The organism is Chryseobacterium rhizosphaerae (assembly GCF_003385455.1).
GTDB lineage: Bacteria > Bacteroidota > Bacteroidia > Flavobacteriales > Weeksellaceae > Chryseobacterium > Chryseobacterium rhizosphaerae.
Genome location: NZ_QNUF01000001.1, coordinates 68420 through 85262, shown reverse-complemented (window position 1 = coordinate 85262; position 16843 = coordinate 68420). Strand labels below are relative to the sequence as shown.

Below are 16843 nucleotides of genomic sequence, written 5' to 3'. Positions count from 1 at the left end.
TTATATGAAGAAACTGTTTACTCTATTATTATTGGTTTTCCTTGCAAAAATCAATGCTCAAATATATTCTGGAGAGGTATTTCTTAGAGATAATTCTATTTTATACCTTAACCAGGTTTATGTTACCAACCTTAATACACAGAAGACTGTACTCACAGACTACAATGGTAATTTTAACATTCCTGCCAATCCGGGGGATGTTATCCGTTTTACCTCTATTGTTACAGAGAGAAAGGATGTCAAACTCACCCCACAGTTAATAGAACAGAAAAACTTAATTGAGCTCAAGATAGCGTATTATGAAATACAGGAAATTGTACTCACCCGGTTCAAGCCTACCGGAAATCTTCGGTATGACGTAAACTCTATTAGAAAAGAAGATAAGAGCCTTGCCCTTAAAAAAGTAATCGGCCTGCCACAGCCTAAGGGTGACGGTACGCCGCCTGAACTTCCTGTTGCAGGATTGAGAGATGGTGGACTTACATTAAGCCTGGAAAGTATTTATGATATGCTCTCCGGAGAAAGGAAGAAAAAACAGCGTTATCTTGCCTACGAAAGAATGAATGGTTCGGTAAGCCAAATCAAAAATTATTTAGGAAAGGATTATTTCCTGAGGTTTAAAATCCCGGAAAACCTGATAGATAACTTCCTGCAGTTTGTGTATACGTCTGAAAATATTCAGCCTTACGTACTGGCCGGAAATTTTGAAGCCATTAAAATCCCGATTGAAAAATATATCCCGATTTATCAGAAAAGATTGAGAAACTCCCATCTTCAGGAAGTTGTTGGTAAGTAACACCTGACATCTTAGCTGAAAGCTATTCGGAAATTATACAGACTGATCCATGAGAATATTTTCATGGATTTGTTTTTTTTCTACAGGACTGTGTGTATTGGTCTGTTATAACCTCCAATTTAGAATATAGAAAATTCAAATTTCAACAAAGAAAATTCTTTACTATTCAAAAATATATGTACTTTTAGGTCACAATTTTGTGTTTAAAATAAAAACAATACTATTTCGTTATAGTAAACACTAATTACCACCAAACCAAATTAAGAGAAAGTATCCATTTTTAACTTAATATTATTAATGAAAAAATTACTTTTACTTCTTGTTTCCGTGCTGTTCTTTAATATGTCTGCCCAAAAAAAGGGAAAAGACTATACGAATGTTATAAAAAGCAACAACATCTACGAGATCAATGCTTTCTTAAGAGACGCTCATCCTGATGATCCGCGAAGATCTGTTTTAAAACCCCGGGTCATGGAATTGATGAGGGAATATATCAAAAATGCCCATCCTGAGGATCAAAAGGTCAAAGATATGCAGGAAATGCTTGCCTTACTGAGAAGAAGACCTTCTACCAAGATCAGTTTTGATGAAATGAATGCCATTATCAAGCAGAAACAGATTGCAAAATACAAGGCAGAACTTGCTGCAAAACAGCCTACAACCGTATATACTCCGAGTACCAGTGCCAATACATTTGTCGCCAATACAACTACTAATGCAGCTATTCCGGATGCAGAGGCTGAAGAGTTCAATATGCTGATGGCAGTATCCCCTACTGAACATCAAAACAGAACGGTCAAAATACTTAATTCGTTGTTTGATAATGATCCCAATGCCAAAGAATGTATCGTCCTGATCCAAAATAAATCAGACTGTAATATTATTGTAAGAATGGAGGGAGTGGGAACTACTAAATACAGGCTTGCCGTTCCTTCAAAAGGTGAAAGCTCTGTGGTGATAGAAAAAGGGCAATACCTTTTCACCAGCCTGGTATGCGGTGCGCAGTATGCCTCTCAAAAAACAGTCCAGCGTCCAATCATGGTAGCGTTAGGAAACTAGCTTCTTTCTTAGAAAAAGTACAGGCTTAAAAAATGACCAAAAAAGCCTGATAGGTATTATAATTTAAATTAGAGTCATAAATTTTATATATTAAATACATTCATTCACTATACATTACGGTGATGATATTTTCGCTATCCCCAATCGTTTCTCGCTTCTTTTTTGTAATATCACTCATTGTAGTTAAAAGTAAACAGATCTGATCAATATCGTTAATTTTTTCATATTTTTGCAGTCATTTTATAAATTCAATGGGCAAGAATAAATTAGCAAGATTTGCAGAAAACAAAACATTACCAAATGTAATCCAACCTACAAGAGAAGATGCGCTGAAAGGCTTTGAACTGAAAGGGAACTGGAGAAAAGATTTCTTTAAAAATGATCATCCGATTGTATTGGAATTAGGATGTGGAAAAGGTGAATATTCTGTGGGACTTGCAAAAACGTTTCCTGAAAAAAACTTTATAGGAATTGATATTAAAGGAGCAAGATTTTGGTTTGGTGCAAAGGAAGCTGTAGAAAGCAATATGAATAATGTAGCTTTTTTAAGAAGCCAGATTGAGCTTGTGGATCATTTTTTTGCTGAAAACGAAGTAGATGAGATCTGGATTACGTTTCCTGATCCTCAGATCAAATATAAAAGAACCAAACATAGGCTGACACATCCTGACTTTTTAGACCGATATAAAAAGTTCCTGAAACCAGGTGGTATTATTCATTTAAAAACAGATTCAGAATTTTTACACGGATATACACTGGGTTATTTACAGGGAGCAGGCTACGAAATCATTAGTGCTCACCATGATATTTATGGCGCACCGGAATATGATCCGAATACGGAACATTTGAGAGATATTAAAACACATTATGAAGAACTGTTTTCAGCTAAAGGAAAAACGATAACCTATATTAAATTCCGGATAAGCTGATGAAATAACTTAAGTTGATGAAAAAAAAAATTTTGACGATTTTATTTTTCACTTTCCTTACCCCTGTCTTTACTGATGCTCAAAAAGGCAGTAAAGACATTCTTAAAAGCACAAAAATCAAGGAAATTGAAGAATATTTAAAGAACGCCCATCCCGATGATCCCAAAAGGAGTGTTCTTAAACCCAAACTCATAGCTTTAAAAAATGCTGAGTGGACAAAAGGAGCCCATACTGCCAAACCTATGGAGGCAAGGCCTGTTATCTCCGACATTCCCAAAAGCGTCTTAAGAAGCCCAAATTCCAGTGAAGCTGAAGAATTTAAGAAACTGATTGCTGAAACATCTGAAGAGCACAAAGAAAAGACGGTAAGGCTTCTGAACGCAATGTTAAGCGAGGATATTACCCGAAAAGAAGCTATCCTGCTGTTTAAAAATAATTCGGATTGTAATATCGTTCTAAGGATTGAAGGAAAAGACTATTATAACTTAGCTGTTCCTGCCCATGGAGAAAATGTTGTTGTCATTAATAAGGGTTCTTATACCCTAAGCAGCAATGTTTGCGACCTGAAATACTTCTCTCAAAAAGAGATTAAGAAAAGTATATTTATAACGATTGGCAATCCGGGTCAGTCCCCGGCAGAAACAGATAATAATACGGAAACGGATCTAAAAAAAATGACGCCGAAAAAGTCTTCGAAAACAAAAAAAAGCAAAAAATAAAACTGAATGAAAAAGCTATTGTTCTTTATGGGCACATCCATTATCCTTACCAGCTGTAATGTTAATTATGGAAATTACCCCATAAGAAACCCTTATCCTTCCGGTAATTCCGGCAGTGCTGCCAGTACAGAAAGAGAATATAGCGAACTGATCAAGACCTATAAACCTGAAACCGCTGATGTTCTTAGTGATCTTCTTAATAATGATGATCCGGGCAATCCAAGGACCTCTCTTTCCATAGAAAATCAATCCTCTTGTAATATGGTCCTTACAGTAAGCGGAAATAATTTCTTTAAAAAAATACCCATAGCTTCTGGAAAAATAGGCTATACTATGGTCCCTAAAAATCAGAATTACAGATTATCCGGTATGGTATGCAATTCTTCCTATCAATCGACCAAGTATATCACAACCTCCTATTCTGTAAAGCTTTCAAGATAAATAAAAACCCACAGCATGCTGTGGGTTTAGTTTTTTCTTTATTTTCAGTAAGCACAACAAATTCAGTATCATTACCAAAAATTTAGAGACTGTTTAAATTTCTAAATTTGATTTTTTATCTAACATTCAGATCTTTATCCAAATCACATTCTTTAAGGATTTTTTGATTAAAAAGATGATGTACCGATGATGTGTTTTTCTAACGCAAAGCTTTAGCTTCATTATCCATAGTTTTAGGGAGCAAAGGATAGAATCAATTTCGTTGATTCGTCAAAGCCTATGGATAAGCATACATCTCATAACCAAACATATAAAATTCCTGAATACAATGTAAACAGGTTCTTAAAATAAAAAAACGCCGGATAAAATCCAGCGTTTTTTTTTATAGTAAAGAAATTTCTTTAATTATTCAGCATCGAAATCAGCATCTGTATCAGCAGATACTTTTTCTCCTTCTTCTTTAGATTTTTCTTTATCAGCTTTTCTTTGAGACTGACCTTCTTTGATAGATTCAGAAACTACGCTAAGGATCATATCAATAGATTTAGAAGCATCATCGTTTCCTGGGATAACGAAGTCTACTTTTCTAGGGTCAGAGTTTGTATCAACGATACCGAAAACTGGAATACCTAATTTCTTAGCTTCAGTTACCGCGATGTGTTCTCTTAAGATATCAACTACAAATACAGCAGAAGGAAGTCTAACCATGTCAGAGATAGAACCTAAGTTTTTCTCTAAGTTAGCTCTTTGTCTGTCAACTTGTAATCTTTCTTTTTTAGATAAAGTTTCGAACGTACCGTCTTTTTTCATTTTGTCGATAGAGTTCATCTTCTTTACAGCCTTTCTGATAGTAACGAAGTTCGTTAACATACCACCTGGCCATCTTTCTGTGATATAAGGCATATTAAGTTCTGAAGCGTGTTTTGCAACAACTTCTTTCGCTTGCTTTTTAGTTGCAACGAATAGAACTTTTTTACCTGCAGAAGTTAATTTTTCTAAAGCGCTGCAAGCTTCATCTAATTTAACTGCTGTTTTATGTAAGTCTACAATGTGAATACCGTTCTTCTCCATAAAAATGTATGGAGCCATATTTGGATTCCACTTTCTAGTCATGTGACCGAAGTGTACACCAGCCTCTAAAAGGTCTTTTACATTTGCTTTTGCCATGTTTTCTGTTTTTGTTAGTTTACTTTCCGTCTTTTAAACAATCAACAACTTCTTTAGATGGGAGAAGCGTTTGGATGCTAAACGTAACGGGCAATGTGGCGTAAGGCTTTTTGCTTTTAGCAATGGGCATTTCGCCGAGATTAAGTTTAAAAAAAATTTAATACATTTCTGTAGCCAATAGCCAGTAGCCATTCGCCAACATGAAATCTTAACGTTTTGAGAATTGGAATCTCTTTCTTGCTTTTTTCTGACCTGGCTTCTTTCTTTCCACCATTCTTGCGTCTCTTGTAAGTAAACCAGCAGGCTTTAATGCTAATCTGAATTCAGCATTAATTTCGCATAAAGCTCTTGAAATACCTAATCTGATAGCTTCTGCCTGACCTGTATTTCCACCACCGAATACGTTTACGGTAACGTCATACTGACCAACAGTCTCAGAAAGGATAAACGGTTGGTTTAATTTGTAAACCATCACGTCTGTAGAGAAATAAGTTGCAGCGTCTTTACCGTTTACTGTAATGATTCCAGAACCTGGTCTTACATAAACTCTTGCTACAGAAGTTTTTCTTCTTCCGATTTTGTGAACTATAGACATAATTAATTATTTAAATTCGTTAACATTAATTGTTTTAGGCTGTTGAGCTTCATGCTTGTGCTCAGTACCTTCATATAAATAAAGATTTTTAAGGATAGCAGATCCTAGTTTGTTTTTAGGCAACATACCTTTTACAGACTTCTCTAATACCTTTAAAGAATCTTTCTTTTGAAGTTCAGCCGCAGTCATAGACTTCTGTCCACCAGGATATCCTGTATGCCAGATATAAGTCTTATCAGCCCACTTGTTTCCGGAAAGTGTAATTTTCCCAGCATTCAAAACGATTACGTTATCACCACAATCTACGTGAGGTGTAAAATTCGTTTTGTGCTTACCTCTCAAAATCTTTGCAACCGTAGAAGCTAGTCTACCTAACGGCTGTCCTTCAGCGTCTACCACAACCCATTCTTTATTAGCAGTAGCTTTGTTCGCTGAAACAGTTTTGTAACTTAATGTATTCACACGTTTTAGTTAAAGATTAAACATAATTTTCCCCTAAAAGGGTGTGCAAAGGTACAAATTATTTTTGTAACTGAAAAACATATTTTATTTAATCTATAGAATATTGCTTTCGTGAGGGAACGTTAATAGATTTTAACACGATGTTAAACTTTGGCATAAATCTTGTAAAAAAATTTTGCGATGAAAAAAAATTTTAGAAGATTCTAAAGACACAAATGATAAAGAAAAGAGTTTATTCCCAAAACTCTTTCTTTTTTTATTTTTCTTAATGATTTCCGTAAAAACTTATTAATATCATTATTTTATTTCACGAAATAATTATATTTGCGCCAAACCCAGAACTATGAGCCACGGAAAAATCAGAGAAGATAAAACCTGCTTAAACTGCGGGCATCAGGTCGAAGAAAGATTTTGTCCCCATTGCGGACAAGAGAATATTGAAAGACGCCAGCCTTTTTATTTTCTTTTCACCCACTTTATTGAAGATTTCACCCATTATGACGGTCAGTTTTGGGGAACACTGAAAAATCTCATCTTCAAACCAGGAATGCTTACCAATACTTATCTGGAAGGTAAGAGACAAAAGTTTGTACCTCCTGTAAAACTGTATATTTTTGTCAGTTTTATTACTTTCTTCGTATTTGCCCTTTTCCCGATGGTTAAGCTCAATTTTGACGGCAACAACAATTCCAAAAATACACCCAAAATAAGTTTTTTTGAAAAAATAAAATCACCCGAGGTTCAGAAAATGTTCGACAGTATAAAAGCTGAGCGAACGCTGACCAGAAAAGATTCCTTATCCATACAAAATCTAAATGTATTACCGGACACCGTCACAGTGAATGAAATAAAGGAAGTCTTGAAGATGAACAAAAAAATAGATACAGATGTTGAGTATGGAGGTTACAAAACAAGGAAATCTTATGACTCGGCTGCCGCTAAAAATCCTTCTTTTCTTGATTTTATTCAAATACCGTTAGCTCATAAATTCTTTGAACTTAAAGAAAAAGGAGTAACCAAACAGGAGATCGTTGTCAATATGATAGAAAAATCATTCCATAATCTCCCAAAGGCTCTTTTCATTTACCTTCCTCTTTTTGCTTTCTTTTTATGGATTTTTCACAGTAAGAAAAAATGGTGGTATTTCGATCACGGAATTTTCACCCTGCATTACTTCTCATTCCTTTTATTGAATATCTTATTTATATTCTTACTCTCCAAATTGGTGGGGGTAATAAGTTTCAGGCCCATTAACCTATTGTTGTATTTAACAATGAGCGTCCTGCTATTATACAATATTGGATATTTCTTCATCGCTCACCGCCGGGCTTATCATGCCCATGGAATGGTAAGTTTTATAATCGGACTTACATTATTAACCGTTAATTTCTTTGCGTTTATGTTTTTGGTGACCGGTCTTGCCTTAGTGAGCTTCCTGATGATTCACTAGTATAATATAATAGGGAAGCCTTTTATTTTCTTAATGACTTGCTTCCTCTGAAGCTTGCAAATAAATAATAAGCAACAAAAACTGTAGAAAACTTAAGAATAGACGGAATAGCCAGTTCAAGTTTAAAAATCAAAGTTCCCACAAGAACGAGGATCCCCATGGCTACAAAAGACAATCCCATTTTTTGGGGCAATGTAAAGTTCGGGGTATCGAGATAATAGGCAATCCCCCAGGCTAAACCAAAGGCAACAGCATAATAGATATCCAGACCCAGATTTTCTGAACTCAGAAAGAAATAATTTATAAGGAAGCTTACTACCGTTCCCAACGCGAAATACATCAAAGCTTTTTGCATACCTGTAAAAATATTTTGCAAAAGTAGAGAATTTAATTTGAGAATTTGGAAATGAAAACACCCAATTCTCCCTTCCTGTACTACTCCTGAAGCCTTAAACTCTCAAACCCTCAAACTCCCTGACCTAAAATCGGGGAGTTTTAATTAAATAACGACTTGCAATATAATGGAAATCAATACTATAAAATCAAACACAAGGTTCTTTTTTTATTGTTATATTTGAAAACTTAGAAACTTTCTAGAATTTTTATGGAAACCCAAAAATATACTCCAACCAACAAAGTAAGAATCGTAACAGCTGCCTCTTTATTTGACGGGCATGATGCTGCGATCAATATTATGCGTCGTGTCATTCAGGGAACCGGATGTGAAGTGATTCACCTGGGACATGATAAATCAGCTGAGGAAGTTGTCAACACAGCTATCCAGGAAGATGCCAATGCTATTGCCCTGACATCCTATCAGGGAGGTCATAATGAATATTTCAAATATATCTATGACCTGCTAAGAGAGAAAAACTCACCACAGATTAAAATCTTTGGTGGCGGTGGCGGTGTTATCCTTCCTGAAGAAATCAAAGATCTGATGGACTATGGAATCGACAGAATTTATTCTCCGGACGACGGCCGGGAACTGGGATTACAGGGAATGATCGATGATCTGGTAAACAGAGCAGACTTTGCTACAGGTAAAGAAATTACTGAAGATGATTTAGATGCCATCAGTTTTGAAAACTCGACAAGTATTGCCAAGATCATTTCTGCTGTAGAAAACTTTTCCGAAGAAAAACCTGAACTGGTAAAAGCTATTGACGAAAAATCAAAAGATTTACATATTCCAATCATTGGGATCACGGGTACAGGTGGAGCAGGAAAATCTTCATTGACAGATGAATTGGTAAGACGTTTCATCCGTTCAAATCCGGATAAAAAAATTGCCATTATTTCTATAGACCCTTCGAAAAAGAAAACAGGAGGAGCGCTTTTAGGAGACAGAATCCGTATGAATGCGATCAATGATCCCAGAGTTTATATGCGTTCAATGGCCACAAGAGAAAATAACGTTTCAGTATCACCGTTCATTCATTCTGCCTTAAATGTATTGAAACTGGCACATCCGGATGTGATCATTTTGGAAACTTCAGGTATTGGCCAGTCCGGTTCGGAAGTTTCTGATTTTGCAGATGTTTCCATGTATGTGATGACTCCCGAATATGGAGCCTCCACTCAGCTTGAGAAAATTGACATGTTAGATTATGCCGATTTAGTGGCTTTAAATAAATCTGATAAACGAGGTGCTCTTGATGCACTTCAGGCGGTAAGAAAACAGTTCCAGAGAAACCATTTACTTTGGGAAAGTCCATTGGATGAAATGCCTGTATACGCTACAAAAGCATCTCAGTTCAATGACCATGGAACAACAGAATTATACAACAGGCTTGTTTCCAAAGTAAACGATAAGTTTTCCGATTTACATTTAAATACTTTCGCTGAACAGGAAATTACAGAAGAAGTAACGATTATTCCTCCAAAAAGAGTTCGTTACCTGTCTGAAATTGTTGAAAACAACAGAATATATGATGAAAACATTGAAAAGCAGGCTGAATTAGCCAGAACAATGTATCATATTGAAGGGGTTAAAAAAATTATTTCCAATGAGGCATTAGATGCGGAATATCAAAAAGCCGAAAAGGAACTTCAACAGGAAAACATCGACTTCCTGAAGTCTTGGGAAGATACGAAAAAAGCTTTCCATGAGGAGTTTTATTCCTATTTCGTACGTGGAAAAGAAATTAAAGTTGAGACTTCTACAGAATCTCTGTCTCATTTGAGAATTCCAAAAATTGCATTACCAAAATACAACGATTGGGGGGATCTGATCAAGTGGAAAGGCCAGGAAAATCTTCCGGGAGGATTCCCTTACACGGCAGGAATTTATCCTTTTAAAAGAACAGGAGAAGACCCAACCAGAATGTTTGCAGGGGAAGGAGGTCCGGAAAGAACCAACAGAAGATTCCATTACGTTTCTGCAGAAATGCCTGCTAAACGTTTATCAACAGCTTTTGACTCTGTAACTTTATACGGTCAGGATCCTGCTTTACCACCGGATATTTACGGTAAAATCGGAAATGCAGGAGTTTCTATCGCCACTCTGGATGATGCCAAGAAACTGTATTCAGGATTTGACCTGGTGAATGCAATGACTTCCGTTTCAATGACGATTAACGGTCCGGCTCCAATGCTGCTGGCTTTCTTTATGAATGCTGCCATCGACCAGAACGTTGAAAAATACATCGCTGAGCATAAACTGGAAGCTAAGGTTGAAGCTGTATTAAAAGCAAAATTTGACGATAAAGGGTTAGAAAGACCAAAATATAACGGAGAACTTCCTCCATCCAACAATGGTTTAGGATTAAAACTTTTAGGGATTACAGGAGATGAAGTAATTCCGGCAGAAGCTTATGCTGAAATTAAAGCCAAAACAATCGCTACCGTTCGTGGAACGGTTCAGGCTGATATTTTAAAAGAAGATCAGGCTCAGAACACCTGTATTTTCTCTACTGAATTTGCTTTAAGACTGATGGGGGATGTTCAGGAATATTTTATCACAGAAAAAGTAAGAAACTTCTACTCGGTCTCTATTTCAGGATATCACATTGCTGAAGCTGGTGCCAACCCAGTTTCTCAGCTGGCATTTACATTGGCTAACGGATTTACATATGTAGAATATTACCTAAGCCGCGGAATGGACATCAACGATTTTGCTCCGAATTTATCTTTCTTCTTCTCCAACGGTATCGACCCTGAATATTCAGTAATCGGACGTGTAGCAAGAAGAATCTGGGCAAAAGCTATGAAACTGAAATATGGAGCTGACGAAAGAAGCCAGATGCTGAAATACCACATCCAGACTTCAGGACGTTCACTTCACGCTCAGGAAATTGATTTCAATGATATCAGAACTACGCTGCAGGCACTTTATGCCATCTATGACAACTGTAATTCATTACACACCAACGCTTATGACGAGGCTATTACAACGCCTACAGAACAATCTGTAAGAAGAGCAATGGCTATTCAGCTGATCATTAATAAAGAATTAGGGTTAGCTAAAAATGAAAATCCACTGCAGGGATCATTTATTATTGAAGAACTGACAGATCTTGTGGAAGAAGCAGTATATGCAGAATTTGACAGAATTACGGAAAGAGGCGGTGTTCTTGGTGCTATGGAAACGATGTACCAACGTTCAAAAATTCAGGAAGAATCTATGCATTATGAGTGGCTGAAACATACCGGAGAATATCCAATTATTGGAGTTAATACTTTCCTTGGAAAAGACGGTTCACCTACGGTTCGTCCGGGAGAGGTAATCCGTTCTACGGAAGAAGAAAAGCAGGTTCAGATCGAAACACTTCATAATTTCCAAAAATCAAATGAAGATAAATCTGAGGAAGCTCTTAAAAAATTACAATATGCAGCCATCAATCAGCAAAACCTTTTTGGGATTATGATGGATGCTGTGAAATACTGTTCTCTTGGACAAATCACCAATGCTTTATTTGAAGTGGGTGGCAAGTACAGAAGAAATATGTAATACCCTGAACAGGAGATTATAAAATTAAAACCTCAAGGAATTTCTTTGAGGTTTTTTTGTATTTTTAATCCAAAACTTTTACCAATGAAGAGATTAATTATGAAAAATTATTTTAGCAGAGTCTTAATGGTAGTCACGCTCTTCCTGACCTCAATCGTATCTGCCCAAAAGCGAACTGAAGATTTTACCATCAGCCTTCCCACTAAAAAAGTAGATAAAAGCTATTATAAAACAATCAAACTGATTGACCGCAGAACCGACACCACTTCATTAGGCATTGTTCAGCAGGGGCTTTTGAATGCTAAAGCAAGGGTTGTTTCTGCTTCAAGTCTTTCCAGCCAGTTTCAGAATGTACTGAACGGCATCAATGGAGAAAATACAGAGGATGGGACTTTAGTTTTATACCTTAAACAGCTCTATTTTGCAGAGCTTACGGCTAAGCTAAGTGAGCATGGCTATTGTTATTTTCAGGCATTTTTATTTTCAAAAAATGACGATGGAACTTATTCTTTGATTGATCAGTCTGATAAGGTGATTGATCACAGGGCAACTGATGTCACAAAAGAAACCCTCCAGAAAGGAAGCGAAATGCTTATTGACTTTATTAGTACTAATGCTGCTAAAAAACCTGAAACCACTCATCACTACACCTACGAACAGGTTAAAAACTTTGATGATACAGCAAAAGAATCGATCCCTTTTTATAGTTCATCTCCATTGAAGGACGGAGTTTATAAAGACTATAATTCTTTAAAAAATCAACAACCTGATCAGGAGATTTCTAACGTAAAATTTTATGGTAATGCTCCCAAAATCGTAAGAATCTATGAAACTGCAGACGGAAAAGAAAAAGAGATTAAAAAAGATGATATCTATGCAGTAGTATATAAAGGTGAACCTTACCTCTATCTTTCTATAGAAAATCTGTTTACCAGAGCAGAGAAAAGAGACAATGATTATTATTTCATTGGAAAAATAAGATCAGATCCCAATAGAGGAAGCATGATGGTCACCGGTGCAGCATTTTTTGGAGCTATCGGAGTCTTGATTATGACCAATCCCGCATACCCTTTTGAAATGAAAATCAATTACTTTAATGGAGGATTCATTCCTGTAAAAGAAATTCAGAACAAAAGATACTAATAGATAAAATCTCCCTATTTTTGGGAGATTTTTATTTTACAATGAAACCGAAAGCATTATTCAACTGGAGCAGCGGGAAAGATTCTGCCCTGGCTCTTTACAAAACACTACAGGAAAACCGGTATGAGGTCACGACCCTGCTTACCAGTATCAATAAAGAGTTTCAGCGAATTTCCATGCACGGAGTTCATGTATCTCTTTTGGAGCAGCAGGCTGCCAATATAGGAATACCCCTGATAAAAATGGAACTTCCGAAAGAACCTTCTATGGAAGAATACCGGGAAATCATGAATAAAACGATGTCTGAAATACAGGCTCAGGGGGTTACCCATTCTGTTTTTGGAGATATTTTCCTCGAAGATCTTCGTCAATACAGAGAAGAACAGTTAAACAGTATCGGCATGAAAGCCGTTTTTCCTCTTTGGAAGCAAAATACATCAGACCTCATCCATGAATTTTTAGATCTGGGTTTCAAAACCATCGTAACCTGTGTGAACGGGAATTATCTGGATAAAAGCTTTGCAGGTCGGATTATTGATCAAAATTTCATCAATGACCTTCCTAAAAATGTAGACCCTTGCGGAGAAAATGGGGAATTTCACACCTTTACGTTTGATGGTCCCATTTTTAAAAACCCGATTCAGTTTACAATAGGTGAAACAGTAAAGAAAACATACCCCAAGCCTAAAGCAAATCCTGAAGAAGAGGACGGAGAATATATTTTCTGGTTCTGTGACCTGCTATTAAAATAAGCCTGTGAATATTTATCAGCAGGCTTTTCAACATATTATTTTATTTCAGTAATAATTTCATTCATGAGATCAAATGCTAGCTGAACATCCTTTTCACTGGTCATCCAGTTGACAAATGCAGCTCTTATTCCGTTATGCTGGTTATAAAAAGTAGGTGTCATAAAGACTTTCCCTGTATCATTAAGCTTTTCAAGAAATCGCCCTACCTCATCCTCCTTTACCCCATCCTTTAATGTAAAACAAACCGTATTCAATCGTACCGGAGCCAGCAATTTAAAATCATTACTGTTTTCAATTAACTCTCCAAACTGTTTTGCCCATGATATATTCTTATCTACAATCTCCTGATATCCTTTTCTACCGTAAGCCATGATAGAGAACCAGGCCGGAAGCGCCTTTAATCTTCTTGAGTTTTCAGGAAGAAAATTTAAATAACTGAAATTATCCAACGGATCTCCCAGATAAGGAGCATTTGAATTCTGAAAGGTTTCTACCTGCAAAATTTTATGTTGTTCCTTGATTAAAAACACAGCACTTTCGTAAGGAACATTCAACCATTTATGACAGTCTACCGTAATACTGTCAGCATATTCCCAACCTTCCACAAGGTATTTATATGAATCTGAACACGCTGCAAATCCACCAAAAGCCGCATCAATATGCCACCAGAAATTATATTTCTTTTTTAATTCACTGATAGCCTTAAAATCATCAAAATCCACTGTATTTACAGTTCCCCCACTTGAAATCAGGATAAACGGCTCACCCGTAAGTCTCAGAATATGTTCTTCAAGATCTTTGATATTGATAGCCTCACGGTTTCCTTCTTCTGTTTTAATTTTAACAATATTATCACTTCCCAGCCCTAATAATGACAATGATTTTATGGAAGATGAGTGTGGAGTTGCGGTCAGTATTTTTACTGTTCCGGAAACCCCTTCTTTCGCAATATCTCTTCCCTGTTCTTTTCCTAACCATTGACGGCCCACAGCCAGGCAGGTAAAATTCGACATAGTGGCTCCTGATACAAAACCTCCAAGAAAGCTTTCCGGAAGCTGAAGAAGTTTAAGCAAAAGCTGTATTGTTTCGATCTCTATATTCGCTGAAATATCTCCTTGTCCTGATACAGTTTGAGTATTCTGATCATAAATAGTGGCCAGCCAATCCCCCACAATGGATGCCGGAGTAGCTCCTCCTGTTACAAAGCCCCAATATCTGGGACCTCCAGATCCAACCATTATCGGCTCGAATTTTTCGTTGAAAATCTGTAGCGCTTTTTCCGTTCCATAGCCCGTCTCCGGCAAGCTCTGTAGCTCTGGTATAAAAGTATGATCTATAGAAGTCGGTCGGTCGGTAATATTATTCAGATATTCCGTTCCCTGTCTTTTTATGATATCCAACAGGTAATCAATTTGTTCTGAATCACTTTTCAAATGTCCTTTCATGATGGTAGATTTCTTATAATCCTTTCAAATGTATTAAATACTCTTTAAGTTTAGATTAAGTTCCTATAAAAATACCGTTAAATTCATTCCTAGCACGCATTTTGCATCCTTTTGAAACTTTTAAAGATTTCACTATCTTTAGAATACCCTATTGAATTTTAAAAATAAAAACACCTGATCTTTGCTCACAAGAATATATTCCCATCAATGATCTGTGGTCTCAAAACATATTGAAATAATTTATAACATATAACACAAACACCCGTGATAAAAAATTTAGCACTCCTGGTATTACTCTGTTCTTTACTCTCATGTAAAACTGAAATTTCTAAAGCTCCCATTGATAAAAATGCCGTCATTGACTCTACCATTACCGCTTTTCAAACCACTCTTTTGGAACAACAGATTGATTCTGTCTTTAAAAAGTACCATTTCAATGGAAGTGTGGCTGTCTTTAAGGATTCTCTGCAGCTTTACAGAAAAGAAAGCGGGTATTCAAATTTTAAGAAAAAAGCAAAAATTGACAGCAATACCATTTTTGCCATTGGTTCCGTAAGTAAGCAATTTACTGCAGCTCTGGTTCTGCTTCAAATGGAACAGGGAAAACTGAATGTAACCGATAAGGCTTCTAAATATGTAAAGGAATTTCAGAATAAAGACTATGAACATATTACCATCCATCAGCTTCTCAACCATACTTCCGGATTGAATCTTCTTGGTGGAAAACTGATGTTTAAAAGCGGTTCAGGCTTTCATTACTCCAATGACGGGTTTAATACGTTGGGGAAAATTGTAGAAAAAGTTTCCGGTAAGTCTTATGATGAAAATGTACAGGAGCTTTTTAAAAAAGCAGGAATGACAAATTCTTCCACAGGAAATACCTTTAAAGGAAATAATTTTGCCAGCGCGTATGTTGGAAACGGAACACTGTGTGAAGAAGTTCCGAATATGCCGAAAAGATTAGACGGAAAAGAGATAGGAACTCCTGCCGGAGGAATACTTTCTACCATTCAGGATCTTCACCGTTGGAACAATGCTCTTTATGGAGGTAAAATATTGAAGCCTGAAACCTTAAAACAATTTATGGCAAAAAGTGCAGAAAGACATCATGCCATCTTTGGAAAAATGGGCTATGCCTACGGAATCATGCTGAATATCGGAAAGCCCAACTCCTATTTTCACAGCGGATATATAAAAGGTTCCCCTTCTCTGAATATCTATTACCCGGAAACAAAGACCTCTGTGATCATCCTTTCTAATATTGCGGATGAAGCAAAAGGAAAAGGCCTGGTGTTCAAACCACATATTGAAATAAAAAAGATTACAGATAATCTTGAGAATACATTAATGCAGCTAAAGCAAAAAAAAGAAGTACTTTAGCTTTCATTCATTTCAATGGTATGAAGAAAATGTATTTCATAGCCGTCTATCCTCCAAAGGAAATCATAGAAGAGGTTAAGGTTTTCAAGAGTGATTTTGCTCTGGTTTATGACAATTCTAAGGCATTAAAAAATGATGCCCATATTACTCTTTTTCCTCCGTTCTCCAGAGAAACGGAGCTGGAAATTGATATTTTCACAGCATTTCAGAAAATTGACACCCAAATGTCTCCTTTTGAAATTGAGCTCAATGGTTTTGGGAGTTTTCCCAATCCTAAAAATCCGGTGATCTTTATCCATCCGGAAAACAATCCTCATTTAGAAGAGCTTCACAACAAGGTAAAGCAACAGTTTAATTTTGCGAAATATTCTTTCCATCCCCATATGACCGTTGGATACAGAAATCTGACCTGGGAAAACTACCTTAAAGCCTGGGAGAAGTATCAATCAAAAGAATATAAAACTAAATTTCTAGTTGATAAAATTTTACTTCTCCGCCATGATTATAAATGGATCCCCATTGCAGAGAAAAATCTGAGAGAAGCATAGAAAAG

At 36.4% G+C, this 16843-nt stretch carries 16 protein-coding genes; 11 read left to right on the top strand and 5 right to left on the bottom strand.

Annotated elements, in window-relative coordinates:
- The first annotated feature begins 4 nt into the window (after positions 1-4).
- The 5 genes from DRF57_RS00375 to DRF57_RS00355 all read left to right on the top strand — a co-directional run bounded on the left by DRF57_RS00375 (position 5) and on the right by DRF57_RS00355 (position 3944).
- Complete coding sequence (locus DRF57_RS00375) at positions 5-796, top strand: hypothetical protein (protein WP_047488689.1); 792 nt, start codon at positions 5-7, stop codon at positions 794-796.
- Between the two features lie 297 nt (positions 797-1093).
- Positions 1094-1855 carry a DUF6759 domain-containing protein gene (locus tag DRF57_RS00370; protein ID WP_047488686.1) on the top strand — a complete coding sequence of 254 codons (762 nt, stop codon included), beginning with the start codon at positions 1094-1096 and terminating at the stop codon, positions 1853-1855.
- 251 nt (positions 1856-2106) lie between these two features.
- A complete protein-coding gene (gene trmB, locus DRF57_RS00365) occupies positions 2107-2784 on the top strand; it encodes a tRNA (guanosine(46)-N7)-methyltransferase TrmB (RefSeq protein WP_047488683.1) in 678 nt (225 codons plus the stop codon).
- A gap of 17 nt (positions 2785-2801) precedes the next feature.
- Entirely contained in the window at positions 2802-3503 is a 702-nt protein-coding gene (locus tag DRF57_RS00360) for a DUF6759 domain-containing protein (RefSeq protein ID WP_115916289.1), read from the top strand.
- Positions 3504-3509: 6 nt separating this feature from the next.
- Positions 3510-3944 carry a DUF6759 domain-containing protein gene (locus tag DRF57_RS00355; protein ID WP_047488677.1) on the top strand — a complete coding sequence of 145 codons (435 nt, stop codon included), beginning with the start codon at positions 3510-3512 and terminating at the stop codon, positions 3942-3944.
- 405 nt (positions 3945-4349) lie between these two features.
- Here DRF57_RS00355 and rpsB read toward each other — a convergent pair whose 3' ends face one another.
- The 3 genes from rpsB to rplM all read right to left on the bottom strand — a co-directional run bounded on the left by rpsB (position 4350) and on the right by rplM (position 6168).
- Entirely contained in the window at positions 4350-5111 is a 762-nt protein-coding gene (gene rpsB, locus DRF57_RS00350; RefSeq protein ID WP_047488674.1) for a 30S ribosomal protein S2, read from the bottom strand.
- Positions 5112-5319: 208 nt separating this feature from the next.
- A complete protein-coding gene (gene rpsI / locus DRF57_RS00345; protein WP_034746528.1) occupies positions 5320-5706 on the bottom strand; it encodes a 30S ribosomal protein S9 in 387 nt (128 codons plus the stop codon).
- Positions 5707-5712: 6 nt separating this feature from the next.
- Positions 5713-6168: a 50S ribosomal protein L13 gene (gene rplM / locus DRF57_RS00340; RefSeq protein ID WP_047488670.1), complete on the bottom strand. Its 456-nt coding sequence runs from the start codon at positions 6166-6168 to the stop codon at positions 5713-5715.
- A 343-nt stretch (positions 6169-6511) separates the two neighbouring features.
- On the opposite strand from rplM, the gene DRF57_RS00335 reads away from it, so the two are divergent.
- Positions 6512-7618, top strand: coding sequence for a DUF3667 domain-containing protein (locus tag DRF57_RS00335; RefSeq protein ID WP_115916287.1), 1107 nt, complete (start codon positions 6512-6514; stop codon positions 7616-7618).
- 22 nt (positions 7619-7640) lie between these two features.
- Here the strand turns inward: DRF57_RS00335 and DRF57_RS00330 are convergent, their stop codons facing one another.
- Positions 7641-7973 carry a hypothetical protein gene (locus DRF57_RS00330; protein ID WP_047488663.1) on the bottom strand — a complete coding sequence of 111 codons (333 nt, stop codon included), beginning with the start codon at positions 7971-7973 and terminating at the stop codon, positions 7641-7643.
- Positions 7974-8222: 249 nt separating this feature from the next.
- Here DRF57_RS00330 and DRF57_RS00325 point away from each other — a divergent pair, with 249 nt between their 5' ends.
- The 3 genes from DRF57_RS00325 (at position 8223) to DRF57_RS00315 (ending at position 13465) form a co-directional block, all read left to right on the top strand.
- Positions 8223-11570 (top strand): methylmalonyl-CoA mutase family protein, encoded by a 3348-nt coding sequence (locus DRF57_RS00325; protein ID WP_047488660.1) that lies wholly within the window; start codon positions 8223-8225, stop codon positions 11568-11570.
- Positions 11571-11654: 84 nt separating this feature from the next.
- On the top strand, positions 11655-12713 hold the full coding sequence (locus DRF57_RS00320; RefSeq protein ID WP_115916285.1) for a hypothetical protein: 1059 nt from the start codon (positions 11655-11657) through the stop codon (positions 12711-12713).
- A 41-nt stretch (positions 12714-12754) separates the two neighbouring features.
- Complete coding sequence (locus tag DRF57_RS00315) at positions 12755-13465, top strand: Dph6-related ATP pyrophosphatase (protein WP_084085798.1); 711 nt, start codon at positions 12755-12757, stop codon at positions 13463-13465.
- A gap of 35 nt (positions 13466-13500) precedes the next feature.
- Here the strand turns inward: DRF57_RS00315 and DRF57_RS00310 are convergent, their stop codons facing one another.
- Positions 13501-14910, bottom strand: coding sequence for a pyridoxal phosphate-dependent decarboxylase family protein (locus DRF57_RS00310; protein ID WP_115916283.1), 1410 nt, complete (start codon positions 14908-14910; stop codon positions 13501-13503).
- Between the two features lie 264 nt (positions 14911-15174).
- Between DRF57_RS00310 and DRF57_RS00305 the strand changes: the two genes are divergently transcribed.
- Positions 15175-16290: a serine hydrolase domain-containing protein gene (locus tag DRF57_RS00305; protein ID WP_115916281.1), complete on the top strand. Its 1116-nt coding sequence runs from the start codon at positions 15175-15177 to the stop codon at positions 16288-16290.
- 20 nt (positions 16291-16310) lie between these two features.
- Positions 16311-16838 (top strand): 2'-5' RNA ligase family protein, encoded by a 528-nt coding sequence (locus DRF57_RS00300; protein WP_115916279.1) that lies wholly within the window; start codon positions 16311-16313, stop codon positions 16836-16838.
- Positions 16839-16843 lie beyond the last annotated feature (5 nt).

What these genes read in the sequence shown, in the direction of transcription:
- DRF57_RS00375 (WP_047488689.1), top strand. Translation starts at nt 5, where the DNA reads ATGAAGAAACTGTTTACTCTATTATTATTGGTTTTCCTTGCAAAAATC.
- DRF57_RS00370 (WP_047488686.1), top strand. Translation starts at nt 1,094, where the DNA reads ATGAAAAAATTACTTTTACTTCTTGTTTCCGTGCTGTTCTTTAATATG.
- trmB (WP_047488683.1), top strand. Translation starts at nt 2,107, where the DNA reads ATGGGCAAGAATAAATTAGCAAGATTTGCAGAAAACAAAACATTACCA.
- DRF57_RS00360 (WP_115916289.1), top strand. Translation starts at nt 2,802, where the DNA reads ATGAAAAAAAAAATTTTGACGATTTTATTTTTCACTTTCCTTACCCCT.
- DRF57_RS00355 (WP_047488677.1), top strand. Translation starts at nt 3,510, where the DNA reads ATGAAAAAGCTATTGTTCTTTATGGGCACATCCATTATCCTTACCAGC.
- rpsB (WP_047488674.1), bottom strand. Translation starts at nt 5,111, where the DNA reads ATGGCAAAAGCAAATGTAAAAGACCTTTTAGAGGCTGGTGTACACTTC.
- rpsI (WP_034746528.1), bottom strand. Translation starts at nt 5,706, where the DNA reads ATGTCTATAGTTCACAAAATCGGAAGAAGAAAAACTTCTGTAGCAAGA.
- DRF57_RS00335 (WP_115916287.1), top strand. Translation starts at nt 6,512, where the DNA reads ATGAGCCACGGAAAAATCAGAGAAGATAAAACCTGCTTAAACTGCGGG.
- DRF57_RS00330 (WP_047488663.1), bottom strand. Translation starts at nt 7,973, where the DNA reads ATGCAAAAAGCTTTGATGTATTTCGCGTTGGGAACGGTAGTAAGCTTC.
- DRF57_RS00325 (WP_047488660.1), top strand. Translation starts at nt 8,223, where the DNA reads ATGGAAACCCAAAAATATACTCCAACCAACAAAGTAAGAATCGTAACA.
- DRF57_RS00320 (WP_115916285.1), top strand. Translation starts at nt 11,655, where the DNA reads ATGAAGAGATTAATTATGAAAAATTATTTTAGCAGAGTCTTAATGGTA.
- DRF57_RS00315 (WP_084085798.1), top strand. Translation starts at nt 12,755, where the DNA reads ATGAAACCGAAAGCATTATTCAACTGGAGCAGCGGGAAAGATTCTGCC.
- DRF57_RS00310 (WP_115916283.1), bottom strand. Translation starts at nt 14,910, where the DNA reads ATGAAAGGACATTTGAAAAGTGATTCAGAACAAATTGATTACCTGTTG.
- DRF57_RS00300 (WP_115916279.1), top strand. Translation starts at nt 16,311, where the DNA reads ATGAAGAAAATGTATTTCATAGCCGTCTATCCTCCAAAGGAAATCATA.